Annotated in this window: 15 protein-coding genes; 8 read left to right on the forward strand and 7 right to left on the reverse strand. The window is 61.8% G+C overall.

Going from position 1 to position 26,906, the window contains the following annotated elements:
* Positions 1-36 precede the first annotated feature (36 nt).
* The 3 genes from CKA38_RS09800 to uppS all read right to left on the reverse strand — a co-directional run bounded on the left by CKA38_RS09800 (position 37) and on the right by uppS (position 2,096).
* The gene (locus CKA38_RS09800; protein WP_236918992.1) at positions 37-870 is read right to left on the reverse strand and encodes a phosphatidate cytidylyltransferase; all 834 of its coding nucleotides are present in this window, start codon (positions 868-870) and stop codon (positions 37-39) included.
* Positions 871-936: 66 nt separating this feature from the next.
* Positions 937-1,332 (reverse strand): four helix bundle protein, encoded by a 396-nt coding sequence (locus tag CKA38_RS09805; protein WP_338031081.1) that lies wholly within the window; start codon positions 1,330-1,332, stop codon positions 937-939.
* Entirely contained in the window at positions 1,329-2,096 is a 768-nt protein-coding gene (gene uppS / locus CKA38_RS09810) for an undecaprenyl pyrophosphate synthase (protein ID WP_108826532.1), read from the reverse strand. Before uppS ends, CKA38_RS09805 begins: the two co-directional genes overlap by 4 nt.
* 136 nt (positions 2,097-2,232) lie before the next feature.
* Between uppS and CKA38_RS09815 the strand changes: the two genes are divergently transcribed.
* The 3 genes from CKA38_RS09815 (at position 2,233) to CKA38_RS09825 (ending at position 4,681) form a co-directional block, all read left to right on the forward strand.
* Positions 2,233-2,613: a BlaI/MecI/CopY family transcriptional regulator gene (locus CKA38_RS09815; protein ID WP_108825308.1), complete on the forward strand. Its 381-nt coding sequence runs from the start codon at positions 2,233-2,235 to the stop codon at positions 2,611-2,613.
* A 5-nt stretch (positions 2,614-2,618) separates the two neighbouring features.
* A complete protein-coding gene (locus CKA38_RS09820) occupies positions 2,619-3,872 on the forward strand; it encodes a M56 family metallopeptidase (protein WP_161554834.1) in 1,254 nt (417 codons plus the stop codon).
* Positions 3,873-4,132: 260 nt separating this feature from the next.
* Complete coding sequence (locus CKA38_RS09825) at positions 4,133-4,681, forward strand: adenylyltransferase/cytidyltransferase family protein (protein WP_108826533.1); 549 nt, start codon at positions 4,133-4,135, stop codon at positions 4,679-4,681.
* A 399-nt stretch (positions 4,682-5,080) separates the two neighbouring features.
* On the opposite strand, the gene lpxA is transcribed toward CKA38_RS09825, so the two are convergent.
* The 4 genes from lpxA to cysS form a co-directional block, all read right to left on the reverse strand.
* Positions 5,081-5,866 (reverse strand): acyl-ACP--UDP-N-acetylglucosamine O-acyltransferase, encoded by a 786-nt coding sequence (gene lpxA / locus CKA38_RS09830; RefSeq protein ID WP_108826534.1) that lies wholly within the window; start codon positions 5,864-5,866, stop codon positions 5,081-5,083.
* 134 nt (positions 5,867-6,000) lie between these two features.
* Positions 6,001-7,347, reverse strand: coding sequence for a bifunctional UDP-3-O-[3-hydroxymyristoyl] N-acetylglucosamine deacetylase/3-hydroxyacyl-ACP dehydratase (locus tag CKA38_RS09835; RefSeq protein WP_108825310.1), 1,347 nt, complete (start codon positions 7,345-7,347; stop codon positions 6,001-6,003).
* Positions 7,348-7,619: 272 nt separating this feature from the next.
* Positions 7,620-7,964 carry a hypothetical protein gene (locus tag CKA38_RS15410; RefSeq protein ID WP_152032780.1) on the reverse strand — a complete coding sequence of 115 codons (345 nt, stop codon included), beginning with the start codon at positions 7,962-7,964 and terminating at the stop codon, positions 7,620-7,622.
* A 182-nt stretch (positions 7,965-8,146) separates the two neighbouring features.
* Positions 8,147-9,544, reverse strand: coding sequence for a cysteine--tRNA ligase (cysS, locus tag CKA38_RS09840; RefSeq protein WP_108825311.1), 1,398 nt, complete (start codon positions 9,542-9,544; stop codon positions 8,147-8,149).
* A gap of 176 nt (positions 9,545-9,720) precedes the next feature.
* Between cysS and CKA38_RS09845 the strand changes: the two genes are divergently transcribed.
* The 5 genes from CKA38_RS09845 (at position 9,721) to CKA38_RS09865 (ending at position 26,688) form a co-directional block, all read left to right on the forward strand.
* Entirely contained in the window at positions 9,721-12,876 is a 3,156-nt protein-coding gene (locus CKA38_RS09845; RefSeq protein WP_108825312.1) for a sensor histidine kinase, read from the forward strand.
* Positions 12,873-13,565: a response regulator transcription factor gene (locus CKA38_RS09850; protein WP_108825313.1), complete on the forward strand. Its 693-nt coding sequence runs from the start codon at positions 12,873-12,875 to the stop codon at positions 13,563-13,565. Before CKA38_RS09845 ends, CKA38_RS09850 begins: the two co-directional genes overlap by 4 nt.
* A gap of 164 nt (positions 13,566-13,729) precedes the next feature.
* A complete protein-coding gene (locus CKA38_RS09855) occupies positions 13,730-13,933 on the forward strand; it encodes a hypothetical protein (RefSeq protein WP_108825314.1) in 204 nt (67 codons plus the stop codon).
* On the forward strand, positions 13,930-15,546 hold the full coding sequence (locus tag CKA38_RS09860; protein ID WP_108825315.1) for a pectate lyase family protein: 1,617 nt from the start codon (positions 13,930-13,932) through the stop codon (positions 15,544-15,546). The genes CKA38_RS09855 and CKA38_RS09860 overlap by 4 nt, the downstream gene beginning before the upstream one ends.
* Before the next feature lie 138 nt (positions 15,547-15,684).
* Positions 15,685-26,688: a putative Ig domain-containing protein gene (locus tag CKA38_RS09865; RefSeq protein ID WP_108825316.1), complete on the forward strand. Its 11,004-nt coding sequence runs from the start codon at positions 15,685-15,687 to the stop codon at positions 26,686-26,688.
* Positions 26,689-26,906 lie beyond the last annotated feature (218 nt).

The following is a 26,906-nucleotide window of genomic DNA, read 5'->3' on the forward strand; positions in this document are numbered from 1 at the left end:
ATGCGTCACTACATTCTACATTATTCATTATACATTCTACATTAGGCGCAGCAGCCAGAAGGCTGCTGGCGCCGTAAGAATGAGGCTGTCGGTCATGTCGAACATGCCGCCGATGCCGGGGGCCAGTTTGCCGGAGTCCTTGATGTCGGCGCGGCGTTTGATGATGGATTCGACGAGGTCTCCGATCACGCCGAGCACGGCGAGCGGCAGGGCGACGAGCGCGGCGAAAAGCGGCGTGAAACCCGCGGGCAGCCAGCGCGCGAAGAGCCACGCGAAGAGCGCGCTGATGAGCGCCGAGGTGATGACGCCGCCGACCACGCCCTCCCATGTTTTTTTCGGGCTGATGACGGGTGTCATCTTATGCTTGCCGCAGGCCATGCCGGTGAGGAGCGCGCCGGTGTCGCAAAGTTTGGTGACGATCACGACCCACACAAAAAACAGCACGCCGGCCGAGGCGCTGGGCGCGGTGTATTGCCCGATGATGCGCACGAAATAACCGAGCATGAGCGGCACGTAAACGAGCGCGAAAATCGTCGAGGAAAGCGTCTCCGTGCGAGTGGCCGGATCGCGTTCGCCGAGTATGCGGATGGCGGTGCCAAGCACGCCGACGACAAGCAGGTCGGTCGCGGTGAAATTCCATTGGGGGAAATAATAGGGCACGATGATCATCAGCCCCGCGACGACCATGCTCATGATTTGAAACGGATGATGGCCGATGGCGCGCGTGAGTTTGTTGAACTCGTAAATGGAAACAACGGCCATGAGCGCGACCATCCAAACGGCGGCGTGCGCGCCGACAAAATAGAGCAATGAAATGATCGCCGCCCAAAGCGTGAGCGTGGAAAAAGTTCGTTTGAGGATGACGGGCATGGGAGGGAAAGAGTGAAGAGTGAAAAATGAAGGGTGAAAAAGGAACCAGATGGAGGTGATTTGGGATTATTTAGGAAGGGAGGCGCGGCATTTTTTGATAATGGTGGTGAGGATGGCGATGAGCTGGTTTGCTTCGTCGGTGATATCGTGAAGGCGGTCGGATTGAAGAATGCCGGCCGCCTCCAGCAGGCGCAACCAATAGCGCGTTTCCCGCGCCTCCTTGCAGGCGATGGAGAGTTTGGCGATGTAGTCGGGTTTGCTCTGACTGCTTTGAGCTTCCTCCACGTTGGCGCCAACCGAGGTGCCGGAGCGGAAAAGCTGGCTGGAAAGCAAACGCGCTTCGTTAGTCGCGGCCCGGTCTGAAAGTGTGCGGCAAAGATTCACAATGCGCACCGCGAACAAAAAGGTGCGTTCACAAATGTCGTGCGGCATCCCGCCAGCTTCTTTTTTTTCACCCTTCATTTTTCACTCTTCTCTCTTCCGGCGACTTGCTCGCCGGTTTGTCCGAAGCGGCGTTCGCGCTTGGCGTATTCGGCGAGGCAGGCGAGGAGCTCGGCCTTGCCGAAGTCGGGCCAGAGCACGGGCGTGAAAATGAACTCGGCGTAGGCGCTTTGCATGAGGAGGAAATTGCTGATGCGCGTCTCGCCGGATGTGCGGATGACGAGGTCGGGATCGGGGATTTCGGCGGTGTAGAGGTGGCGCGCAAAGGCGTCCCAGGAGACGTCGTCGGGATTTTCTTTTCCTGCGGCGACGGCCCTTGCGTAGGCGGCGGCGGCATCGGCGATTTCGGTGCGCGAGCCGTAGTTGAGCGCGAGGATGAGCGCGCGGTCCTTGTGGTGCGCGGTGGCCTTGATTGTGGCGGCGAGCTCCTTGCGCACGGAAGGCGGAAGCGCGTCGGTGCGGCCGATGGTGCGGAGCGAGATTTTGTTTTTCTGGAGGGTCTTGAGCTCCTGCTTGAGGAAATAATTGAGCAGGCGCATGAGGCCGCCGACCTCGTCCTGCGGACGCTTCCAGTTTTCGACGGAGAAGGCGTAGAGCGTGAGGTATTTCACGCCGGCCTCAAACGCGGCGGTGAGCGTGGAGCGCACGGCCTTTGCGCCGCGGCGGTGCCCCTCGAGCCGGGGGAGGCCGCGCTGTTTCGCCCAGCGACCGTTGCCGTCCATGATGATTGCGACGTGCGTTGGCAGCGTCGCGTTCGGCAAAGGCTGTTTGTGGGCGGGCGGCATTTTTGGAAAACCGCGATTTAGGTGCGCCGCGCGGCGCGAGGCAAGAGTTTGTCTGAGCAAGGCGCGAAACGGCTGCCGGGAGATGATTTAATTTTTCCGTTGACAGATGTAATCGATAGATTGATTACGTTTGTAGATGAAAACGCCGCCCCGCATTTCCGAATCCGAATGGGATGTGATGAAAATCGTTTGGCGCGACGGCCCGTGCCAGGCGCAGGTCGTGATCGACGCGCTTGCGGAGCCGAACGAGTGGTCGGCCTCCACGATCAAGACGCTGCTCAACCGCCTGCTGCGCAAGGGCGTTTTGACACATGAGAAACTCGGCAAGTCCTATGTGTATGCCGCCGCGTTTACCGAGGCGCAGTGCCGCGCCGATGCCGCCGAGTCGTTCATCGACCGCGTGTTTGACGGGGCGCTTTCGCCGTTGCTGGCGCACTTTGCCGGTTCCGGCAAAAAACTGCGCAAGGAAGACATCGCCGAGCTCGAAAACCTGCTGCGCGCCTCAAAAAAGAAATGACGGGCATGCTTCTCGCAATCACGGTTCGCGGCACGTTTGTATTTCTCCTGACGTGGTTGTTGGATCGCGCGTTTCGCGGACGGATGAGCGCGCGCAGCCGGCGCGTGTGGTGGGTTGTCGTGCCGGTCAGTTTTTTGCTGCCCGCCGGTTTGCCGCTTTTTCCCGCGCCGGCGGTGGATCATGACACCGTCGCGGCGGCGTTTTCGCGGGCGGGCGATCCCGGCGTTGGCGCGGACGGGCTTGCCGCGGCGAGCTCGGGATTTTTTTCGATTTCGCCCGGGAGCGCGCTCGCGGCCGTCTGGTTGCTCGGGGTGGTCGCGTATCTGGCGGTTGTGATAATCCGGACGGCGCGGTCGTCGCGGCATTGGTCGCGCATTCGCCTGAGCACGGACGAGGCGTTGCTTTCGCTGCTGGAGGATTGCAAGGAGAAGGCGGGCGTCACGGCGCCGATCGGCATCGCGGTTGCGGGGGATATTCCGGCGCCGGCGCTGCTCGGCTGGTTGCGTCCGCGGATTTTGCTTCCGGAGGCCTTTGTTTTTCCCGGACAACGCGAAACACTGCGGGCTGTTTTGCTGCACGAGCTGGCGCACTTCCGGTCGCTCGACATTCCGTTGCATTGGTTGCAAACGCTCGCGTGCGCCGTGCATTGGTTCAACCCGTTCGCGCATCTCGGCGCGCGCGCGTGGATGCGATTTCGCGAGGAGGCGGCGGACGAGGCTGCGATCATCTGGTTCGGCGGGGACGGCGCGGAGGATTACGGGGAGGCCTTTGTCAACGCATTGAAACACAGCCGGATATTTTCACTCCCGTTTGGCTCGTCCACCGTTGTGAAGTTCAACCAAAACCACAAACAACGTATGATTATGATACTGAACCATGCCAAAAAAACTCCTCGGGCGCATCTCGCGGCTGTTGTTGCACTTGCTTTGACTGTTGCTGCAACGGTGTTGCCCGTGCAGGCCGACAATTCGGCGACGCCGGCCCAACCGGACACATCGACCCAATCCATAGATGGATGGCCGAAAGCCATTGACGCCAGCCTTACCATCGTGATCGAAAAAAACGGTAATATACGCTTCAACGGCAAACAAGCCACCGTGGATCAACTCGCTGTGCTCCTTCATCAAGTCAAAACAATCAGTCGCGATACGCCTGTGCTCATCAGCGTCGAAGAAAATACGCCGATCAAAGCGGTGGTCTTCGTCGTCGACGTTTGTCGTAAGATCGGCCTGAGTAAACTTAGCCTGCAATCGTGGTAGTCGCAAGTATCGACGCGAAAAAGGGGGGCTTCTTTCAAATCGTTTGACGGGCTGGTTTCGAGCACAACCTGCATTCCGTCAAGCTCGTCCTCCATTACAAGGAATGCTGGGATAAAGTGTTTGGTGTTTTGCGTGCGTTAATTTGCAGACGGATGCGCAAATCCCGGGTTGATTTGCCCCCGCCTGTTCCCACAACATGCAGCCGTCCGCCGCATCCGTCATTTTCGCGTATCAAAAAATCGAATACAAATTGGAAAAACATGAACAACGCATTTGAGCCCAAAATCCTCACGCCCGAGCAAGCCCGCGCCGAGCGCGACCGGTTGCACGCGGCGGGCGGGAAGCTCATTTTTACCAACGGCTGTTTCGACATTCTGCACCGCGGCCACGTCACCTACATGAGCTTTGCGCGCGCGCAGGGCGACGCGCTTTGCGTCGGGCTCAACAGCGACGCCTCCGTGCGCCGGAGCAAGGGGCCGAACCGCCCGATCAATTCGCAGGAGGACCGCGCCTATGTGCTCGGCTCGCTCCGCTCGGTTGATTACGTTGTGTTTTTCGACGAGGACGAGCCGAGGGATCTCATTGCAAAAATCATCCCGCACGTGCTCGTGAAGGGGCGCGATTGGGCGCACTATGTGAGCGGTCGCGACATCGTCGAGGCCAACGGCGGCAAGGTCGTGCTCGCCGACATGGTCGCGGGCCGCTCAACCACAAACACCATTGAGCGCGTGCTCGCCGTTTACGGCGGCAAGGAAAACGTCGATGTGAAAAGCGCTGACGCCGCGGCGGGCAAAACGGGTTCGGCGTAATATAAATCCCAACGATTTTTAACCGAAAGCGGGGCCGGCCAAGTCACCGTTTTCGGCAGTGTCTGGTGAAAAAACGGCAGGGGCAACAGGCGGCGAGATGAGGTAGGCCTTTTTAGGGCATTGATGAATAGCCGGACGCCGACAAACGCGCCGATGCTGCTGCTAGAGGTTCGGTCCATGAATGTGTTCGTAAACAATGGGGGGATGAAAGCAATCGGGGCGTCACACAATGACGCCTGTTGATTTAAATGGCGCGTGGATAAGGGTTACGTCGCCTGAAAAGGTAGCACAGACATTCCTGTCTGTGCCTCATGCGCGTTGTTTCAATGCTCTAAAACAGCACAGACAGGAATGTCTGTGCTACCTTTTCAGAGCATCTTTTGGGTTCCGCCGATTGGATTACGCTCCCGGCGCCAAGCCTCGGGTGCTGGTTTCGGCGAAGGTCATGATGCGCTGGAACTCGGGAGTTTGGGCGTGCTCGTGGGCGGTGAGTTTTTCCATCGCCTGGGTGCGGTTCAGGCCGTCGCGGAAGAGGATTCGGTAGGCTTGTTTCACGCGCTCGATTTGCTCGGGCGTGAAGCCGTTGCGCTCAAGGCCGATTTTGTTGATCGTGCGGATGGCCGCGGGGTTGCCGTCGGCGATCATGAAGGGGGCTATGTCCTGCACGATTTTTGAATAGCCGCCGAGCATGACATACGCGCCAATACGGCAGAATTGGTGCACGCCGGCGTTGGCCCCGAAGACGACGTGATCCTCGACCGTGACGTGTCCGGCGAGGCCGGCGTAGCCGCTCATGATGATGTTGTTGCCGAGCACGCAGTCGTGCGCGATGTGCGCGTAGCAGAGGACGAGGTTGTTGTTGCCGAGAATGGTGTGCTCGCCGTCGTTGGTGCCTCCGTGGACGGAGACGAATTCGCGGAAGGTGTTGCCGTCTCCGATGCGCACGCCGGGGTTGCCACCCTTGTATTTGAGGTCCTGCGTCTTGGCGCCAATGTAGGCGTAGGGGAAGACGTCGCAGTTTTTGCCGAGGTGCGTGTTGCCTTCGACGGTGCCGTGGTGCCGCACGCGGGTGCCGTCGCCGAGGCGGACTTGCGCGCCGATGTAGGCAAAGGGACCAATTTCAACGCCGTCGCCGAGTTGCGCGCCGGGTTCGACGACCGCGCTGGGGTGGATGAGAGAGGACATGTGGAAAATTTTGGATTGCGGATTTTGGATTAGGCGCTGCCGCGCCGTTGAATAAACGGGTTGTCTTTGTTTTTCGATTGCCGGTTTCGGATGCCGCTTGCGCAATCCAAAATCCGCAATCCAAAATCCAAAATTCAGCCCGCTCCCATGACGCCGGTTTCGGCGTCGACGAGGGTGAACATGAGCTCGGCGCTCGACACGACGTTGCCGCCGACGGTGCAGGTGGCCTCGGCGACGGCGAGTTTGTTGGCGCGGACTTTGGTGAGCTTGGCGTTGATGGTGAGCTGGTCGCCGGGGCGCACGGGGCGGCGGAACTTGATCTTGTCGGCGCTCATGAAAAACGGGGTGCGTCCGTCAACACTTACTCCGCGCAGGAGGAGGAGGCCGGAGGCCTGCGCCATGGCTTCGAGCTGGAGCACGCCGGGCATGAGGGGCTCCTCGGGATAGTGCCCCTGGAAATAGGGTTCGTTGATGGAGACGTTTTTGATGGCGACGAGCTCGTTATCGCCGATGAATTCGATGACGCGGTCAACCATCACGAAGGGATAGCGGTGCGGCATCATTTCGAGGATGCGCTTGATGTCGAGTGAGGTTTCGTTGGGGCGGAGCGTGTCGGCGCGGGCGGCCTTCTTTTTCGCGGGCTTCTTTTTGCGCTCGAGGAGTTTTTCGTAGAGGGCCTTGGTGAGGTCGGCGTTGATGGCGTGGCCGGGGCGCGTGGCAATGATGTGCGCCTTGAGGGGCATGCCGAGGAGCGTGATGTCGCCGATGATGTCGAGGATCTTGTGGCGCACGAACTCGTCGTTGAAGCGCAGGCCCTCCTTGGAGAGGATTTTGTCGCCCTTGATGACGACGGCGCAGTCGAGGGTGCCGCCCTTGATTTTGCCGAGCTTGAGCAGTTCCTCAATGTCCTCGTAGATGGTGAAGGTGCGCGCGGCGGCGATCTGCGACATGTAAACGTCGGGGTCGATCGCGATCGAGAGGTGCTGGGTGTGGATGCCGCGGTCGTCGGCCGAGGTGCAGGAGATTTTGAGTTCGTCGGCGGGGAGGGCGATGATGGTGGAGTTGCCGCGCGAGACGGAGACGGGGGCGTCGAGCGTGAAGTATTCGCGGTCCTTGTCCTGCTCGACGGGCTCGGCCTGAAGGATCATGTTTACGAAGGGGCGCGCGGAGCCGTCCATGATCGGGGGTTCGGAGGCGTTGATCTCGATGAGGACGTTGTCGATGCCGCAGCCGGTGAGGGCGGAGAGGATGTGCTCGACGGTGTGGAGCTTGGCGTGGCCGACCTGGATGGTGGTGGCGCGGACGAGATCGGAGATTTGGTCGACGCGGGGGCGGAGCTCGGGGCTGCCGGGCAAGTCGACGCGTTTGAAGACGATGCCGTGGTTTGCCGGCGCGGGCCGCATGGTCATGGTGACTTCTTCGCCCGTGTGGAGCGCTTTGCCTTGTATGGTGACTTCCCGAGCGAGAGTGCGTTGTTTCATTGGTCGGTTGAACGTTGTAAAAAGGGAGAAGCTTTAAAAACAATGAGCTTTGCGCAAGCGCGGAGATTGGGCGGGCAAACGGGGCGCAATGTGCGAAAATATTGCAATGTGGTGGGGCGCAGGGCGGGGAAGGGGGCTTCCTTGACGGCGCGTGAGTGCCGCATCGTTCATATTGGGATTCGTTCAGAAAATCAGCGTGTCCACGATTCCCTGCTGGACGATTGAGTGATTTATGCAGGTGTTTTGGGCAGCCGAGGCTGTTTGTTCACCATTCATCCTGACACTTTATGGATGGCAATAACTCTTCCGTCTTTCAATTCAGCAACAAGGTATAGTGTGCCAAACTGCAACAGCTTATTGTTTTTTGGCACCTGATAGGGATGAAGATTTTTCGAAACGAGTATGGAAAAACTTCCACTAACTTCGGTGATATCGGGAAATCTGCGACGTAATGCCTCTTCCGTAAGTCCGATAATCTCATTTTCGGCTTTGATAATTGAGGCGGCATCTGACGGTGCATGTTTTGTTGCGGGCTTGCACCCCAAGAAAACGCCACAGCAAAAACCAGATGCGACAAATAGACTGAATAATAATATTTTCACCGGGGTTTTAGTCACAGAACATCAATAACATGAAGGACAAACTGGGTGACGCGATCGACGCACTTATGATTCATCCATAAAATCCGTGTGGTTCGTGGTCAAACCCCAAGGCCTAAACTTCGATTGTGAGGCGTTGCGCATTAAAAACAAATCAAGTTAAAATGTGCGCACACTTGGCACAGACAGGAATGTCCGTGCTACTTTTTTGCCGGTTCCAGTTTGTATCCGTCCTTGCCGTCGAGCATGGTCCAGCCGGCGGCGGTGAGTTCTCCGCGGAGGCGGTCGGCGGCGGCGAAATCCTTTGCTTTTTTCGCGGCCCAGCGTTGCTCGGCGAGGGCGGTGATTTCGGCGGGCACTTCGATTTTCGGGGCGGCGGGTGCGTCGAGTTTCAGGCCGAGGGCGAACATGGCGCGCGCGAAAACCGGCGCGTCGAGTTTCGATTCGGCGGGGCCACGGTTGACGAGCGTGAAGAGCGCGCCGAGGGCGGCGGGTGTGTTGAGGTCGTCGTGCAGGGCGGCGAAAAACGGATCGAGCACGGCGGCGTCGCCACCGGAGGGCGGGAGCGCGGTGGCGAAGGCGCGGAAGGTGGCGAGCGCTTTTTCGGCGGCGTGGAGCGAGTCGAGTGTGAAGTTGAGTTGTTTGCGCGGATGCCCGGCGAGGAGCGCGTAGCGAAGCGCCATCGGCGTGTGGCCCATCGCGGCGAGCTGGTCGAGCGTGTAGAGGTTGCCGAGCGACTTGCTCATTTTTTTGCCGTCAACTAGGAGGTGCTCGCTGTGATACCAGTGGCGCGAGAAGGTCCGGTCGTTGCAGCACTGGCTTTGCGCGATTTCGTTTTCGTGATGAGGAAAGAGCAAGTCGACGCCGCCGGTGTGCAGGTCGATGGTCGGGCCGAGGATCGCCTTGCTCATGGCGCTGCATTCGATGTGCCAGCCGGGGCGCCCGGCGGCGGCGTTGCGCGGGCCGGGCCACTGGTTGGGGCCGTCCTCGGGCTTGTGCGCTTTCCAGAGGGCGAAGTCGGAGCCGTCCTCCTTTTCGTCGGCGTCGGCTGCGGAGGCCTCGGGTTTGCCGGCGAGGGCGGAGCCGAGCTTGAGCTCGCGCTCCTTGACGCGGGAGAGCGCGCCGTAGGCGGGATAGGAGGAGACTTTGAAATACACGGAGCCGTCGGGCGCGACGTAGGCGTTTCCTTTTTCGAGGAGCACATCGATCATGTTGACCTGCTCGCTCATGTAGCGCGGGTCGGTGGCGCGGGGCTCGTCGTGCGGGCGCAGGCAATTGAGCGCGTCGCAATCGGCGTGAAATTTTTCCGTCCACTGGCGGGTGACCTCGGAGAGCGTGCGGTTTTCCTCGCGCGAGCGGCGGATGGTTTTGTCGTCAACGTCGGTGATGTTGCGGACGTGGTGGACTTTGTCCTTGCCGAATTCGAGTTCAAGCAGGCGGCGGATGAGGTCGTTGACGACAAAGGTGCGGAAGTTGCCGATGTGCGCGGGCGCGTAAACCGTGGGGCCGCAGTTGTAGAAACGGAAAACGCCGTCGGGTTGACCGGGCGCGAGTTCGAGCGCGGTGCGTGTGAGCGAGTCGTGAAGACGGATGGACATGAGGGATGAATTAAGAATTAAGAATTAAGAATTAAGAAAGCAGAAATTCGAGCCTGCTTGATTCGGAGCCGTCGCGCGGGCGGCCCGGCGTGAGGCCGCGGCTGCTCGACGCTGCGCTGTCCATGTCATTATTCCTTTGATTTTCATCGTCGCCCGGGGCAAACCGTGTGGTGACGATGCTTCCGCTTTTCAGGCCCAAACCTCGACTGCCCGCATTTGCGACGACGCTGGTGTTTTTTTCCGCGCTGATCGTTTGCTCGCATGCGCGCCCCTCGGAATCGGCCGCCGAGTATTCGTTGCGCGAATGGCATGGCAGCGATGGTTTGCCGGACGAGGTTGTGCACGCGGTCGCGCAGGATGCGCAGGGTTACCTGTGGGTCGCGACCGAGGGCGGCATCGCGCGTTTTAATGGTTTGCGTTTCGACAACTTCGCGCCGCCGGCGGATGCGACCGGGCTTGACGGCGTGGCGAGCGTGGGGTCGCGCGGAGTGCCCGCCGTGGTGAATCATCCGGAGCACGGGTTGCTGTTCGCATACAGCACGGGCGAAATCTGGCAGTGGACGGGGCGCGAGCTTCGCCGCGCGCCGGTCGCGGCCCTTTTTTCCAAGGGGCGCATCGCGTCGTGGTTTGTGCAGGCGGACGGCGCGCTTTGGGCGGATTTTCTCGACGGGCGACTTGAATATGCGCGTGACGGGCGCGTGACGAAGGTCACGCTCGGGCACTCGTTGCTTGCGGGCCGCCCGCTGAGTTTTTCCGACGACGGGGAGGGCGGGGTGTGGATCGCGGCGCGCGCGGCGTTGTATCATTTCCGCGCGCAGGACGCCGCCGCGGCGGCCGCGCAAACCGGCGCCGCCGGCATCAGCCTGCCGCCTCACCCGGTTGATTTTGGGCGCGAGGAAATCAGCGTTGCCACGAGCCGCCACGGCAAACCTTGGATCGTTTTGGGCGAGGTGCTCGGACGATGGGATGGCGCGCAGATCGCCAACCTCATGCAGATGCCTCGCATGCTCGGGGCGCATTTCGTCCACGATCTCAAGGAGGATCGCGAGGGAAACCTCTGGGTCGGCACGCGTTCGCAAGGAGCCTACATGGTCAGGGCCGGCGGCGGCGAATACCAGCTCATGCCGGCATCGCATCGCACGGTGCGCTGCGTTTTTCAGGACAACGAGGGCAACATTTGGCTCGCCACAAACGGCGGCGGGCTCAACCGGCTTCAGTCGAAACGATTCCGCCTCTATGATTCCTCCGCCGGGCTCGACGACGACCTCACGTTTACCGTCAGCGAGGACAACTCGGGCGCGGTCTGGCTTGCCAATCGCGACGGCGGCATGGTGCGCGTGCGAAACGGCAGGATCACAAAAAATCCGCCGACGTGGCCGACCGGATCCGCGGGGCGCGTTTATCCCTGCAACGACGGTGGCGTCTGGTTCACGGCGGGAAGCGGCCTTTTCAGGACGAATGCCGACGGCGATTTGTTTCCGCGCGAATCCGATCCCGCGCTCTTCAAAAACATGCGCGTCATGTTTGTGAGCCGCGACGGCACGCTCTGGCTTGGCGGTGATGCCGGCGAGCTCGGGCGTTTCACCTCCGGCGGTTTTGTCACGTTCACACCTGGGGACGGATTTCCGGCGCAACAGCGTCCCGGCGCAATCGTCGAGGATGCGCAAGGCCGCGTTATTATTGGCACAAATCGCGGTGGCATTTTTGTGTTCGATCCGGCGGATTCGGCGCGCGATGGAGTGGCGCGGCTGCGGCCGTTTCGCGCGCCCGACTCCGCGCCCCTTGCCGCGGTGCGCAGTCTGCTCGTTGATGAGAACGGAACACTCTGGGTCGGCACCGGAGGCGCGGGCGTTTATCTTGTCACCGCCGACGGTCGCGAATTTTGCCTCGACAAAAACGCGGGGCTGCCCGACGCGATGATTTCGCAGATGCTCTTCGACGATCACGGGCGTGTCTGGTTTGGTTCCTCGCATGGAATCTTCAGCGCCGCGCGCGCTGATGTCGACGCATTCACGCGGGGCGAATTGTCCGTCGTCCGCACGTCCACCTTTGGCGAAAACGAGGGGCTCGATCACATCTCCTGCCTCAACGGCTACCAGCCGCATTGCTGGAAGACGCGGGACGGCACGCTCTGGTTCACCACGCGCCGCGGCGTGCTCGCCATCGATCCGCAGATCATTCTTCCCGGCCACGCCGCGCCTGTTTTCATCGACCGGCTTTATGTCGATGGAAAACCCGTCCCGCTCGCAACGGCGCGGGACTCCGGCGGATACCCTCCGGTGAGAATTCGTTCCGATGCGCGGCGCATTGAGGTTTTGTTTTCCGCGCTCAATTTCACCGCGCCCGAACGCACCACGGTTCGTTATCGCCTGGAGGGGTTTGACACCGACTGGCTGGCGGCGGGCGGTGCGCGCCGGCTCGTTTATCCGCGCCTTTATCCCGGGGAATACCAGTTGCAACTCGATGCCGCCGACGAGGCGGGGCTTTGGAACGCGCCCGACGAGGCCAGCGGCGCAGTCAGGCCCGATCTTTCGCTCACCCTCATTGTCGTGCCCTTCTGGTGGGAGACAATTTGGTTTCGCGCGGCGCTCGTGGTTTTGCTTGCGGCGCTCTTTGCGGCGGCGGTTCGCGCCTGGTCGTATCGACGCCTTCGCCGGCGCCTCGAACTCAGCGAGCGCGAGGCCTCGATCAATCGCGAGCGCACCCGCATCGCGCGCGACATTCACGACGACCTCGGCGCGAGCCTCACGCGCATCAGCCTCCTTTCCCAATACGACGCCGCGGACAACCCGGACGACGCCGATGCGCAACGCGCGTGCTTCGATGAAATCTATACGACGACCACGGCGGTCACGCGTTCAATCAACGAGATTGTATGGGCGCTCGACGCGCGCCACGACAACCTCGAAAGCATGGTGAATTATTTCGACAGCTACGCGCAGCGATTTCTCACCGTCGCGCGCATCCGCTACCGCCTCTACGCGCCGGCGCGCCTGCCCGATCTCGCGGTGAGCAGCCGCGTGCGGCACGACCTGTTCCTCGCCTTCAAGGAGGCGCTCAACAACTGCGTCAAATATTCCGCGGCCACCGAGGTCGTCGTGCGCGTGTCGATTGATGAGCGGACACTCGCAATCACAATCACCGACGACGGGCGCGGCCTGCCACCCGATGCGTGCGCGCCCGGTGTCGCCAGTTCCGGCGGGGGCGGCCAGGGGCTCGCAAACATCGGGCTCCGCCTCGCCGCCATCGGCGGAACCGCCGAAGTTCGCAACGCAGCAAACGGCGGAACCGAGGTTGCGCTGAGCATACCCATTAACAAAATCGAGACATGACCCAGCACGCAGACGCAACACCGCCCCCCGCGTCCAACGGACCCGTTCGCATATCAATCGTCGAGGATGATCCGCACACGCGGCGGCTTCTCGGCAACATCGTCACCGGCGCGTCCGGGATGCGTCTCGTGAGCGATTTTTCCAATTGCGCGGACGCTATCGCCGCGCTTCCCGCGCAACGCCCCGATGTCGTGTTGATGGACGTGAACCTCCCGGAAATGAACGGCATTGAGTGCGTGCGCCGCCTCAAGCCGCTCCTTCCGAAAACGCAGTTCATGATGCTCACCGTGTATGACGACACGGAAAACATTTTTGCCGCGCTCTCCGCGGGCGCGACCGGCTACCTGCTCAAAAGCACGAGTCGCGACGAGCTCATATCGGGCATTCAGCAAGTGCATGCCGGCGGCTCGCCGATGAGCAGCGCCATCGCGCGCAAAGTCGTGCGCTCCTTCGCGCAACCCGCGCCGCAACCGCCGCAGGTCCCCGCCGATCCGGGCTCGGAAATCGCCACGCTTTCCGAGCGCGAGCAGGAAATCCTCGGCATGCTGGCGCAGGGGTTTCTCTACAAGGAAATCGCCGACAAACTCGCGCTGAGCGTGTTCACCGTGAAAACCTACACCCGCCGCATCTACGAAAAACTGCACGTCCACTCCCGAAGCCAGGCCACGGCAAAGTATTTCCAGCGGTAGGGCAAAGTCTCCAGGCCGGGGCGGAAGTTTTTTTTTGCGGCGGAGAATTGCGGCGCGACGGAAGGTTTCGCCCCGCCTGTCTTGTCACCCCTTTGGACTACGCGGCGGAGGTTGTTTGCTGTCGCGCGGGCGGCCCGCCGCCTCAGATATTTGCGGCACGCCCCATGCCAACGCTTTCTCGCAACATCAACTCGCTCGCATCGATTTTGTTTCTGGTCGCCGCCTTTGGCGTTTGCGCGCGCGGTGATTTTGCCTCGCCCACATCCGCTTACAACCTCGCCGGTTTTGGCGGGGGACAACCGGCGGCGGGGAAATCGCGGAGGACGATTCGGCGTATCGGCGCGTTGCCACGCCGCTCGAATTCGTGACCGCCATCCGCGATGCCAACGCCGGAGCGCCCGCTGTGCGTGTGATCGAAATAACCGCCGATCTCAATCTCGGCTGGCTCGAGGTTTCGGCCGAGACGCGCGCGCTTGCGGCCAATCCGCTTCGGCCCCAAGCGGTCGCGCCGAAACTCCATCCCGTGCTCAAGGCCACCGGTGTTTCGATTCTCGACATCAAGCCGAGGAACGGCGGGCTTACTATTTTTTCCGCAAACGGCGCGACGGTCAGGCACGTCACGTTTAACATCAAGTCCACCTCGAACATCATTATCCGCAATCTTCGTTTTGACGAACTTTGGGAGTGGGATGAGGAGACGCGGGGCAACTACGACGCCAATGACTGGGACTTCATCACGCTCGGCAACGGCGGCCCGGTTTCCGATGTGTGGATCGATCATTGCACGTTCACCAAGTCCTACGACGGCATCATCGACATGAAGTCGGACGTGCGCAACGTCACCATTTCCTGGTGCCGTTACACGGGTGATGACGGCGCGACCAATCCGGGAAGTTTTGTGCGCCGCCAGATCGAGGCGCTTGAGGCGTCGCGTGCCGAAAATGGGTTTTACGATTTTTTGCGGACGAACGGTTTCGCCGCCGGAGACATTGCAACCATAGTTCAGGGGCAGAAAAAAGGCAGTCTTCTCGGGGCGCGGGAATTCGATCCCTCTAACGCTGTCATCACCGCGACCTTTCACCATTTGCTCATGGAAAACCTCTGGGATCGCGCCACGCCGCGCCTCCGCGGTGGAAACGCGCATTGCTACAATCTTTACGTTGACGACACGCGGGCGCTCGCCGCCAAGCGCCTCCGCGATGTGCGTGCCGCCGCCATGCCCGCCGCCGCGCGCGATGTGCTCAACAAAACCTACCATTTCTCCCCGCCGCTCAACGGTTGTATCTCGACCGAGGGCGGCGCGATCCTTCTCGAAAAATCCGTTTACATCGACTGCCTCCGGCCGCTTCGCAACAACCAGTCCGGCGCGGCCTCTGCCGCGTCGAAACCGCATTACACCGGCCGCATCCTCGCGCTCGACACCATCTATCAGTTGCGCAAGCCCGACGGCTCCATCGCCACCACGCGCGGCAACAGCACCGATCCCGGCAGTCCGCTCGGTCCGTTCCAGGCGCCGGTCATCCCCTTTGCGTGGAACCTGCCCGGCGGCGCGCTTCCGTATTCTTACACCACCGACGACCCCACGGAGCTCTCCGCCATTCTCACGGCCGGAGCCGGCGCGGGCGTTGTTGAATGGAGCAAGGAAAACTGGCTCAAGACGACCTATGCGACGGCCCCGGCGGATCGCCCGCCCACGATCATTGTCCAGCCCATGGCGCAAACCGCGGCCAGGGGCGGCACGGTCATTTTCACCGTCGCCGCGAGCGGCAGCCCCGTGCTCGCATATCAGTGGTGCAAGGGCGGAGTCCCGCTCGCCGGAAAAAACACCAGCACCCTCGCGCTCGAAAATATCGACACAAGCCACGCCGGCAATTATCACGTCATTGTTTCCAACGACCTCGACACCATCGACTCCAACGCCGTCGCGCTCACGGTTTTGCCGACGGGAAAAACACAAGTGATCGCCGTATCCGGACAGTAACCGCATGTCACCCCTTTGGACTACACCCCGCGCGGGCTTTCACCTCGCGAGTCAAAAATAACATGGCAAAAATCAAGACCAAGAAAACCGCTTTTCAGTTTCGTTAACCCGCGCCCAACCCTCGACCCGCACCCTCTTATGCATACCACCACCACGCCCACTCGTATCGTGCGCATCGCGACACTTGCCGTCGCGTTTGCCGCCTCGTTCGCCACCCTCCGCGCCGCGCCCGCGCCGACGATCCCCTCATCCGCCTACAACCTCACGGGCTTCGCCGCGACCACCACGGGCGGCGGGGTTATCAATGACACCGACGCCGCATACCGCAAGGTCACCACCGCGCTCGAGTTCATCACCGCCATTCGCGACTCCAACAAAACCGCCGGGGCGGTGAAGGTCATCGAGGTCATGAACGACCTCAACCTCGGCTGGAATGAAATCGGCTCGGAGGCGCAAAACCTTGATAGCAATCCCGCCCGCGCGCACGCCGCGCCCAAGCTTCACCCGACGCTCATCACAAGCGGCGTCACCCTTCTCGACATCAAGACAAAGGGCGGCGGCCTCACAATTTTCTCCGCCAACGGCGCGACCATCAAGCACTGCACCTTCAATATTAAAAACACCTCCAACATCATCATCCGCAATCTCAAGTTCGACGAAATGTGGGAATGGGACGAGGCCACCAAGGGCGACTACGACAGCAACGACTGGGACTTCATCACGCTCGGCAACGGCGGTGACACCACCAATATCTGGATCGACCACTGCACCTTCACCAGCGCCTACGACGGCATCACCGACATGAAGGCCAAGGCCAGCAACGTCACCTATTCCTGGTGCCGCATCACCGGAAGCGACGACGCCCCCGGCGGATTCATTCGCGCGCAACTCGACGTCCTCGAAGCCAGCAAGTCCAGTCATCCCATGTATAACACCCTGCGCACCAAGGCGGGCTTCACCATCGAGGAAATCGCCTTCATCACGCGCGGCGCGAAAAAAGGCATTCTCATGGGCGCCAACAGCCTCAAGGCGGAGAACGCGAACCTCACCGCCACCTTCCATCACATCCTCATGACGAACCTTTGGGATCGCGCGATCCCGCGTCTGCGCGGCGGCAACGTCCACATCTACAACGTCATTCTCGACGACACCGAGGCGCTCGCCGCCAAGCGCCTTCGCGACACGCGCGCCGCCGCCCTCGATTCCGCCGGTTTGAGCGCGTTGAACAAATACAAATTCAACCCGCCCCTCAACGGCGCCATCTCCACAGAGGACGGCGCCATCCTCCTCGAAAAATCCATCTACACCGACTGCCTCTGGCCCCTTCGCAACAACCAGACCGATCCCTCAAACGCCGCCTACACCGGAAAAATTCTCGGCCTCGACGTCATCTATAATTTCGACTCCACCACCATCCGCGGCAACAGCACCGACGACGGCAATCCGCTCGGCCCCTTCCAATCCGCCATCAAGCCCTTCTCGTGGAGCTTCGCCGACAACTCGCAGACGCTCCCCTACACGATTGACAACATGGACGACCCCTCGGTGCTCCCCGTCATCCTTGAGGCCGGAGCCGGCGCGGGCGTGATCGAATGGGCCGACACCGACGGCAAATACAACTGGCTCAAAACCACCTATCCCGCCGCGCCCGCGTCCGATATCGCGCCGGTGATCACCCTCCAGCCAAAATCGCAAAGCGTCATCGAGGGTTCCAGCGTCACACTTTCCGTCTCCGCAATCGCCAGCCCCGCGCCCTCCTACCAATGGTATAAGGATTCGTTGCCCGTCGCCGGCGGCACCACCTCCACGCTCACTATCGCGAGCGCTTCCGCCGCCAGCGTTGGCGCTTATTATGCGGTCGTCACCAACGGCATCGCACCCGATGCCACCAGCGCCACCGCCACCATCTCGCTCACGTCGCCACCCGCCGCCCCCGTTGCCGCCGCGGCGACCGGAATCACCGGCGAAGGTTTCACCGCCAACTGGGCGCTCTCGGCCAACGCCACCGGCTACAGCATCGACGTTTCGCCCGATCCGACCTTTGCCAACTGCTGGCCCGGTTATGAAAACCTCGCCGTCGGCAATGTCGCCAGCCACGCAATCACCGGCCTGAGCCCCGCGACCACGTATTACTACCGCGTCCGCGCCACCGTCGGCTCCTACAGCACCGCCGATTCCAATGCGATCGCCGCGGCGACCGCCGCCGTTGCAAATATTCCGGCGGAAGTGGACGACCCCATGGACGACACCGACCGTCTCAGCGCGCCCTCGCTCACCAACACCCGCTGGGTCGTTGCCAACAGCGCCAGTTACAGCCAGCTTGCCGCTACGACCGGCGGGATAACATGGACCCTTGCATCCGCCAATGGGACTCTCGCGGTCGGTTATTTCCCGAAAGTCACGGTGCCTGTTGGCGAAACATTGACCGCCACACTTGAGTTCACACCCGGGACCGCGGGCGCGACCGCGGACGGCTTCCGCTTCGCATTCCTGAGCAGCGGCAGCGATGGAATACTTTCGAACGATGTCACCAGCGGCACCAACGACGTCTTCAAAACGCACACCGGTTACGCGCTGTTCAGCAAGAGCGGCAATGTGGGCGGCGGCAGCACGGCTGCGCTGGCGGTGGATGCTTACAGGCGCAATGACAGCCCCGGCACGCCCGCGGATTTGCTTTCGAAGAGCGGGGATTGGACAAAGCAAAGCTCCAGCAGCGGCGCCTCCGGCAATCTTGTCGCCGGCTCCACCTACAAGCTCGTGTTCCAAGTCCTGAACAACGGTTCCTCGCTCACTGTCACGGAAAGCCTGACCGGCCCGGGACTGAGCAATGTGTCGGCTTCCTTCACGGACAACGCTCCCGCCGCGAATTATTTTGACGCGATCGCACTGCGCTTTGCGAAGGGCAGCAACCAGTTTGGCAGCATCACGCTCAACAGCCTCAAGGTCACGGGCGGCGTGGTTGAAACCGCGGTCGATCCGCTCCCCGCGATCTACAGCGCCCCGACCGCAAGCGGTGCGCAAGGCGCGGCGTTCAACTACGCCTGTGTCTCCACCAACGGAGCCACGAGCTACTCCGCCACGGGACTTCCCTCGGGCCTGAGCATCAACGCGTCGACCGGCGTCATCAGCGGCACGCCCGCGGAATACGGTTCCTTCGACGCCATCGTCACCGCGAGCAACGCCAATGGCGCGGGCGCGGACTTCACGCTCACGCTGACCATTGAGCCCGAACCGGCTGCCGCGCCTGTTGCCGCCGAGGCCACCGCGCGCACCGCCGAAGGTTTCACCGCCAACTGGACCGCCGTGCCCGGCGCGACCAGTTACCAGCTCGACATCGCCACCGACTCCGGTTTCACCACCATGGTCGCCGGTTACGAGGAACTCAATGTCGGCGATGTCACCAGCTACGCCGTCACCGGCCTCGATGCCGCCACCACTTATTATTACCGCGTCAGTGCCGTGACTGAATCCGTCGTCGGCAACGCCTCAGCGACCATTACCGTTGTCACAGCCGGCGAAGGCGGCGGCTACCTCGTCAACGACAGCTTCACCGATGCCGACCGCATCGGCGGCACCGACGGTTCCAGCACGCACAAGACAAACGGACCCTTTGTCGCCACTCCCTCAAGCGCGAACACCCAATGGGTGGCGAACCAAGTCAGCACGCTTGTCGCTACGGGCACGGGCTTGGTTTGGGGTTACACCGGCACGAGCAGCGCAACAGCGCTCGGCTATTTCCCCGATGTCACCGTGCAATCCGGCGTGCCCATGACCATCGCGCTCACATTCACCACGGGCACGACGGGCGGCACCGTGAACAACATCCCCAACAACCTGCGCATCGGCCTGATCAACGACACCGCCAGCGGCAGGGCCAACAACGACGGCATCTCGTCCACCGACGCCCGCTTCGAAGGCGACACCGGCTACGCCGTGTTTTCCGCCTCGTCCGTGGTCGGCGGGGGAAGCACCGCCGACATCGGGCTGAAAACTTACAAACGCACCCCCACTGACGACAAGAAAACCGACCTCATCAACACGGACGTCAACTGGACGAGCCTCGGCGCGAGCACCGGCGCCACCGGAAACCTCGGCGTGAACACGTCCTACACGCTCACGTTCACGCTGAATTACAACGGCAGCAAAATGACCATCAACACAAAGCTCGCGGGCGGCGACCTGGCGGGGTTTGACTACACGGTCGAGGATGAAACAAGTCCTGTTTTGACCTTCAACACGATCGCGTTCCGCCTTGGCAAGGGCGTCGGCCAGTTCAGCGAAATCAACTTCACCAACCTCAAGATTTGGGAGGGCGCCGAACCCGCCTCCGGTCCCGCCGCGCCCACGCTCGCCGAGCCGAACAGCATCACGGCGGAAGGCTTCACCGCCAACTGGAACACCGCCGCGGGAGCCACCGGCTATTATCTCGACGTCTCCACCGACCCGGACTTCGGCAGCTTCGTTTCCGGCTATGAAAACCTCTACGTCGGCAACAACCTCAGCCACGCCATCACCGGCCTCACGGCGGGCGTCACCTACTATTATCGCGTGCGCGCCGCCAACGCCGACGGCACCAGCGCGAGCACCGGCGCCAGCACGGCCGTGGTCACCACGGGCGGCGGTGGCAACACCTATCTCGTCAACGACAGCTTCACCGATTACGACCGCATCGGCGGCTTCGACGGTTCCGCGACCGCCCCCGACGCGCCCTTGGTCGGCACGCCCACCGCAACCAACACACAATGGGTTGCCAGCAGCACCAACACCCTCGTCGCCACCGGCACCGGCATGGTTTGGAATTACGCGGGCACCGGAAATTCCATGACCATCGGTTACTTCCCCGAAGTGACCGTGGCCAACAGCGGCACAGTCACCGTGCAGCTAAAGTTTACCACCGGCGTCGTCGGCACCGGCACGAACAACCTTCGCATCGCTCTCATCAACGACACGCCCAACGGCCGCTTTGAAACCGACGGCGTCTCGTCGGCCAGCGACTATTACAAGGGCGACACCGGCTACGCCATCATGTCCGCCGCCAGCAACATCGGCAACGCCACCGCCAACCTCGTCCTGCGCACCTACAAGCACATCAACCTCGAAACGACCGACTTGCTCGGCACCGCCGGAAACTGGGGCACGGCCACGGGCACCACTTCGCAGATCGGAAACAGCTCCGGCTCCACCGGCTATTTCCAGGGCGAAACAGACTACACCCTCACGCTCACCCTCGCGAAAAACACATCCGGCACCGAGATGACTATCGGCACCAAGCTCGAGGGCGGAAACTTCACCGGACTCGAATACAGTGTCGTTGACAGGGACACCACCGTTGCGATTCCCGGCAGTTTCAACGCACTCGCGTTCCGCCTCGGCGGCAGCACAACCCAGTTTGATCATCTCAAATTCACCAGCCTCAAGGTATGGGAGGGCGACGAGCCCGCGCCGGTTGCCGCCGCGCCCGTGATCACCTGCCCCGCCACCGCTTCCGCCACGCAAGGCGCCGCGTTCACTTACAACATCACCGCGATCAATTCGCCCACCAGCTACGCGCTCGCCAGCGGCGCGCTCCCGGCCGGAGTCACGCTCAACACCAGCACCGGTGTCATCAGCGGCACGCCCACGGAAAGTGGCACCTTCAACGTCACGCTCACCGCAACCAACGATATCGGCGCCAGCGCGCCGCACTCGCTTGCGATCACCGTGGCGACCGCGATCACCGAGCCGCCCGTCATCAACAGCGAGACAACCGCCACCGCCGTCATCGGCGCCGCGTTTACTTACACGATCACGGCGACCAACGAGCCTTCGAGTTTCGCCGCCACGGGGCTGCCCGCCAGCGGCAACCTCCAGCTCGACACCGCCACCGGCGTCATCAGCGGCACGGCCGCCGTCGGCGATCTCGGCACGCATACCGTCGTGCTCACCGCCACCAATGCCATCGGCGCGAGCGCGCCCGTCACACTCACGCTCACCGTGGAGCTGCCGCCCGCGCTTTCCGCCCCGGTCGCATTGCCCGCCACCGGCGAAACAACGACCGGCTTCATCGCCCGCTGGGAGGCTGTCACGGGGGCGGACAGCTACCGCCTCGATGTCGCGACCGACGCCGGGTTCACCAGTCTTGTTTCCGGTTACGGCGATTTGAACATTGGCACGATGACCGGCCGCATGGTCACGGGACTCTCCGCCGACACCGATTATTATTATCGGGTTCGCGCCGTGAACGAAGCCGGCCCCTCCGCCTCCTCCAACACCGGCGCCGCCCGCACCGCCAGCTCCGAGGTCGTGCTTGTTGACGATTCCTTCAACGACACTGATCGCATCGGCGGCTTCGACGGCACCAGCACCAGCAGCAGCTCGCCCGCAATCAACACGCCCACCTCCGCCAATACCCAGTGGGTTATCGGCAACGCCGGCCAGCTCATCGCCACCACCGGCGGCATGAACTGGAACTTCCTCGTCACAAACGCCGTTTCCGCACTCGGCTATTTCCCGACCGTCAATGTTGCCAACGGCACCACCGTCACGCTCCGGCTCAAGTTCACCACCGGCACGCTCGGCGGCGCGACCAGCGGCAACAACTTCCGCATCGTCATGATCGACAGCTCGCCCAACGGCTATCGCCAAACCGACGGCGCGGGTTCCACCGCCGATCCGTTTATCGGTGACAAGGGTTACGCGTTCTTCATGCCCTCGCCCGTCGCCGGGGCCAGCACCATGCCCGTGACTTTGCAGTCCTTCAAGCGCACCGCCCTCACGAGCGACAACCTCTTCGGCTCGGACGCCAGCTGGACGCGCTCCAACTCGGTGACGCAGGCAGACGGTCATCGTTTCGCCTCCAACACCGCCTACACGCTCACCATCACGCTCACGCGCAGCAGCGCCACCAGCATCACCACCAACGCGGTCATCACGGGCGGCAACTTCGACAACCTCATCTGCGAAATCGCCGACGCCGACACGCCTGTCACCAAGTTCGACACGCTCGGCCTGCGCTTCGGCGCCGGCATCAACCAGTTCAACCAGATCACGCTCAACAGCCTGAGGATCACCACCACCGGCAGCTCCGAGGTCACCGAGCCGCCCGTCATCACGAGCGCGCTCACCGCCTCCGCCACGCGCGGCGCGGCCTTCAGCTACACCATCGTCGCCGACAACGTTCCGACCAGCTTCACCGCCGAGGGGTTGCCGTCCGGCCTCGAACTTGAAACCAGCACCGGCGTCATCTCCGGCACGCCCACCGCCACCGGCTCCTACGCCGTCACCATCGGCGCGCACAACGCCATCGGTTCCGACACTCGGGAACTCATCATCACGGTTACCGCCGGCGGAAGCGATATCACCACGATCGTTCCTCCCTCGGGCGGGCTCACCAGCCCCGCGTCAACGGTGTTTGACGCGGCGGGCAACGCCTACATTGCCGACATTGCCGCGGGCGCGATCATGAAAGTCGCGGGCGACGGCACCGTCACCACCTTCGCCACCATCCCGCAGCTCGCTGTCGTCGCCGCCGACTCATCCGGCAACCTCTACGCCGCGGGCAATGACGGTAATGTGACAAAAATCCTCGCCGACGGCACCGTTGTCAGCCCCGCGCTCGCCACCGGAGTCACCACGCCGGGCGGCATCGCGGTTGATTCCGATGGCAATGTCTATGTGAGCAAAACCGCCTCCAACACCATCGTGAAAATCACCCCCGCCGGCGCGGTCAGCACGCTCGCCGGTTCGGGTTCCGCGGGCTCTGCCGACGCCACCGGCGACGCAGCCAGCTTTAACGGTCCCACCGGCCTCGCGCTCAATGGCAACACCGGCACGCTTTACGTCGCCGACACTGTCAATTGCACCATCCGCGCAATCGACCTCGCCACCGGCACGGTCACCACCGTGGCGGGGCGGGCGGGCGTCGCCGGGGACATTGGCAGCGAAGGCTCCGACGGAAAGGCGACCGATGGCACGCTCGACACGCCAGAGGCGATCACCATCGACGCCGCCGGCCTCCTCTACATCGCCGACACGGGCAACAATTTGATCCGCGGTTTCGATCCCGTTTCCGGCGCGCTCACCACGCTCGCGGGCGACTCTGGCTCGATCACGCTCGTCGCGCCCGCCGGCCTCGCATTCAACCCCGTCAGCGGCCTCCTCAACGTCGCCGACACGGGCAACGGAGCCTTGCGCGCGGTCACCATCAAACCCGTTATCGCCGCGCAGATTGTTGATCGCATCGCGAAGCTCGGCACAACCGTCACGCTCGACGGCACCGCATGGGCCTCGCCCGCCGCCTCCTATCAGTGGTCGGTGCACGGCACGGCTCTTGCGGGAAGCGAAGCCACCATCACGATCAATGTGAAGAGCGTCACCGACTCGGGCGTTTATACGATTGCCGCCTCCAACACGGCCGGCGAAAGCACCGCCGGCATGCGCCTCACCGTCACGGGCAACGACTCGACCCAAGGTCCCAACGACAACTCCCCGAACATGAACGACAGCGGCGGCGGAGGCGGCGCGCCCAGCCTTTGGATACTCGGCGCGATGGCCCTGCTCGCACTCGTCCGGAAATTCTCCGCGCGCCGCATGCCGGCCAAACTGCTCCCGCTGTTGGTGTTCCTTTCGTTCCTCGCCATTCACACTTCACCCTTCGCGATTGCGCAGCAGGCGACGCCCTCCGCCGAGCTGCCTCCCGACGATGAAATCATCACAATGTCCGCGTTCGAGGTCACCGGCCAGAGCATCAAGGGTTACACCGCCTCCGAGTCCGTCACGGGCACCCGCGTCGCCAGCCTGTTGCGCGATTTGCCGTTCAACGTCAACGTCGTCACCGACGAGTTTATCGCCGATTTCAACGCTTTCGATCTCGCCGACCAGCTCTCGAACGTCAGCTCCTTTTCACCGTCCGAAAATATCGGGCAGTTTCAGTTGCGCGGCTTCGAGGCTTCCACGCAGCTTGTTGACGGCTTCCGCCGCGTCGGGCTGACGGGAGTCACGGTTACTGATCGCGTTGAAGTCATCAAGGGCCCCGCCGCCTCCATCTACGGCGCGATTCAACCCGGCGGCGCGGTCAACACCCTGCGCAAAAAGCCAGCCGCCAAGCCCAAATACGGCCTCACCCTTGGCGTTGGCACCCACGACCAGGCGCGCGCTTCCTTTTACGCGACGGGACCGGTCGGGAACAGCAAGAAACTCTTCTACCGACTCGACACCGAATACCGCCGCACCGAGCGCCAGCAGGAGTTCACCAGAACGCGCAACGGCTACGCCGCCCTGCAGCTCGCCTACAAGCCGACCTCGCGCACCACGCTGTCGGTGTTCATCGACCACGCCGACCGCCACGATCATCCCGTCTCCCAGCTGGCGACCTCCGCGGCGCGTGTTGACATAGGCAATCTTCCCTCGTGGTTCCCCTACGACACCAGCGACCTTCGCCGCACTTGGGCGAAATATTTCACGCAATACTTTGCCCAGGATTTTGATTATTACGACATGAACTTCTACGGCCCCACCGCCGCGAAATACAGCCGCCTCACCTCGGGCAGCGTCACGCTCGACCACAAGGTGAACTCGCTTTGGAGCATCCGCGCCTCCTTCAACATGTCCACCAACCTCTCGCACACGGAGAACGCCAACATCGGCTACTATCCCTTCGGCTACGGCGTCATCAACGCGGCCACGACCGAGCCGCCCACCGCCGAGGTCAGGATCACGCCCAAGCACGCCGAAACCACCAACAAGGCCACCGGTTTCCAACTCGACAACCTCTTCCGTTTCGACACCGGCCCGATCAAGCACCAGCTCCTCGTCACCGGCGATTACTACCGCAATTCCTCGCGGGAGTTTTCGGCCACATGGTCCAACGCCTTTTTCTACGATCCGGCCGATCCGTATAATCTCGCGGGCAATCCCAGCTACGCCAGTTGGGATTACGCCACTTGGGACGATGATCGGTCGCCCTACAACCGGGTTGGCGACAACTCCAAGGTCATCAACCGCAACTACGGCCTCTTCGTGAGCGAGCGCGCCACCATGTTCAAGGGCCGCCTCATCGCCATGGCCGGGGTGCGCTACGACTACGTTGACTGCACCGCCACGCACATGCCCACGGACGACAACTACACGACCAAGGTCGTCGATTATTCGCCCGACTCGTGGACCTACCAGCTCGGCCTCACCGCCGTGATCAATCGCAACATCACCGCCTACGTCAACGCCAGCTCCGCCTTCGACCCGCAGCCGCAGCTCGACGAATACGACAACCCGCTGCCCAACAAGGAAAGCGACGGCTACGAGTTCGGCTTTAAGTTCACGCTCTTTTCCGAGGCGCTCAACATCACCCTCAACCGCTTCTACATCCGCCAGGAAAACCTCACCTACTCGGTCAACGATCCCGAGACCGGGCAAAAGGAGACAATCGTCACCGGCGAGCAAAAGGCCAAGGGTTACGAAATCGACTTCAACTGGCAGCTCACCCGCTCGCTCAACATCATCGGCGGCTATGGTTATGTGGACGCCGAGATCACCGACGCCGGAAAACTCAACTGGCTGAACAACACCACCCCGCGCCGCGTGCCCAAGCACAACCTCGGCATCTCCGTTCGCTACGAATTTGTCAGCGGCCCGCTCAAGGGGCTCTTCGCCACCGGCGGCGCGACTTATTACAGCAAGTCACTCGTCAACGCCGGTTCCGGCTATAACATCACGCCCTACAAGGGCACCGAGGATTTCAACCGCATGAGCCAGGAGTTAATCTACAACGTCCGCTTCCCCAACGGCGGCCTGCCTTATCCCTACCTTCCGGAAAATGCGATTGTCTCGTATTTCACCCCCGCAAGCGGTTCGACTCCCGCCATGCTCTATTGGACTGACAACCAGGGTGCCACCACTGTCGATGAGTTGAAAAAATACTCCTACGCCTCGCCCTATCTCAACGGCGCCGTGTATGTGATCGACGGGCGCACGCAAATCTACAACCGCTCCTCGGTCGTCTGGAAAATGGGCGTCGGATACAAATTCAAGGCCCGGGGCTTCGGCAAAAAACTGAGCCACAAAATACAGGTCAACATGAACAATGTCTTTAACGAAAAAAGCACCATCGGCGGCGGCATTCCGATTCTCGAGCGCAACGTGATGGTGACCTATTCGGTGACATTCTAAGGGCAAAAGAATTTGGTCAGGGATTGTTTAGCACGGGCGCGCATGCGCCCCGTGCGTGTTATCAGGCGGCTTTCGACGGACAATCATTCGGACAAATAAAAGCTCTCGAATCCCATTTTTATTCCGTGTGCCTTTGTCATGGAAAAAATTAAACGCGCCCCATTAGTTTTGCCCGGAAAAGTATTCTTAAACTATACCATATGCAAACTCGCTTTGGT

Origin of the sequence: Ereboglobus luteus (assembly GCF_003096195.1) — a bacterium.
GTDB classification, from domain to species: domain Bacteria; phylum Verrucomicrobiota; class Verrucomicrobiia; order Opitutales; family Opitutaceae; genus Ereboglobus; species Ereboglobus luteus.

Bases quoted from the DNA above. Each gene is read 5' to 3' on its own strand.
- CKA38_RS09800 (WP_236918992.1), bottom strand. From the start codon at position 870: ATGCCCGTCATCCTCAAACGAACTTTTTCCACGCTCACGCTTTGGGCG.
- CKA38_RS09805 (WP_338031081.1), bottom strand. From the start codon at position 1,332: ATGAAGGGTGAAAAAAAAGAAGCTGGCGGGATGCCGCACGACATTTGT.
- uppS (WP_108826532.1), bottom strand. From the start codon at position 2,096: ATGCCGCCCGCCCACAAACAGCCTTTGCCGAACGCGACGCTGCCAACG.
- CKA38_RS09815 (WP_108825308.1), top strand. From the start codon at position 2,233: ATGAAAACGCCGCCCCGCATTTCCGAATCCGAATGGGATGTGATGAAA.
- CKA38_RS09820 (WP_161554834.1), top strand. From the start codon at position 2,619: ATGCTTCTCGCAATCACGGTTCGCGGCACGTTTGTATTTCTCCTGACG.
- CKA38_RS09825 (WP_108826533.1), top strand. From the start codon at position 4,133: ATGAACAACGCATTTGAGCCCAAAATCCTCACGCCCGAGCAAGCCCGC.
- lpxA (WP_108826534.1), bottom strand. From the start codon at position 5,866: ATGTCCTCTCTCATCCACCCCAGCGCGGTCGTCGAACCCGGCGCGCAA.
- CKA38_RS09835 (WP_108825310.1), bottom strand. From the start codon at position 7,347: ATGAAACAACGCACTCTCGCTCGGGAAGTCACCATACAAGGCAAAGCG.
- cysS (WP_108825311.1), bottom strand. From the start codon at position 9,544: ATGTCCATCCGTCTTCACGACTCGCTCACACGCACCGCGCTCGAACTC.
- CKA38_RS09845 (WP_108825312.1), top strand. From the start codon at position 9,721: ATGCTTCCGCTTTTCAGGCCCAAACCTCGACTGCCCGCATTTGCGACG.
- CKA38_RS09850 (WP_108825313.1), top strand. From the start codon at position 12,873: ATGACCCAGCACGCAGACGCAACACCGCCCCCCGCGTCCAACGGACCC.
- CKA38_RS09855 (WP_108825314.1), top strand. From the start codon at position 13,730: ATGCCAACGCTTTCTCGCAACATCAACTCGCTCGCATCGATTTTGTTT.
- CKA38_RS09865 (WP_108825316.1), top strand. From the start codon at position 15,685: ATGCATACCACCACCACGCCCACTCGTATCGTGCGCATCGCGACACTT.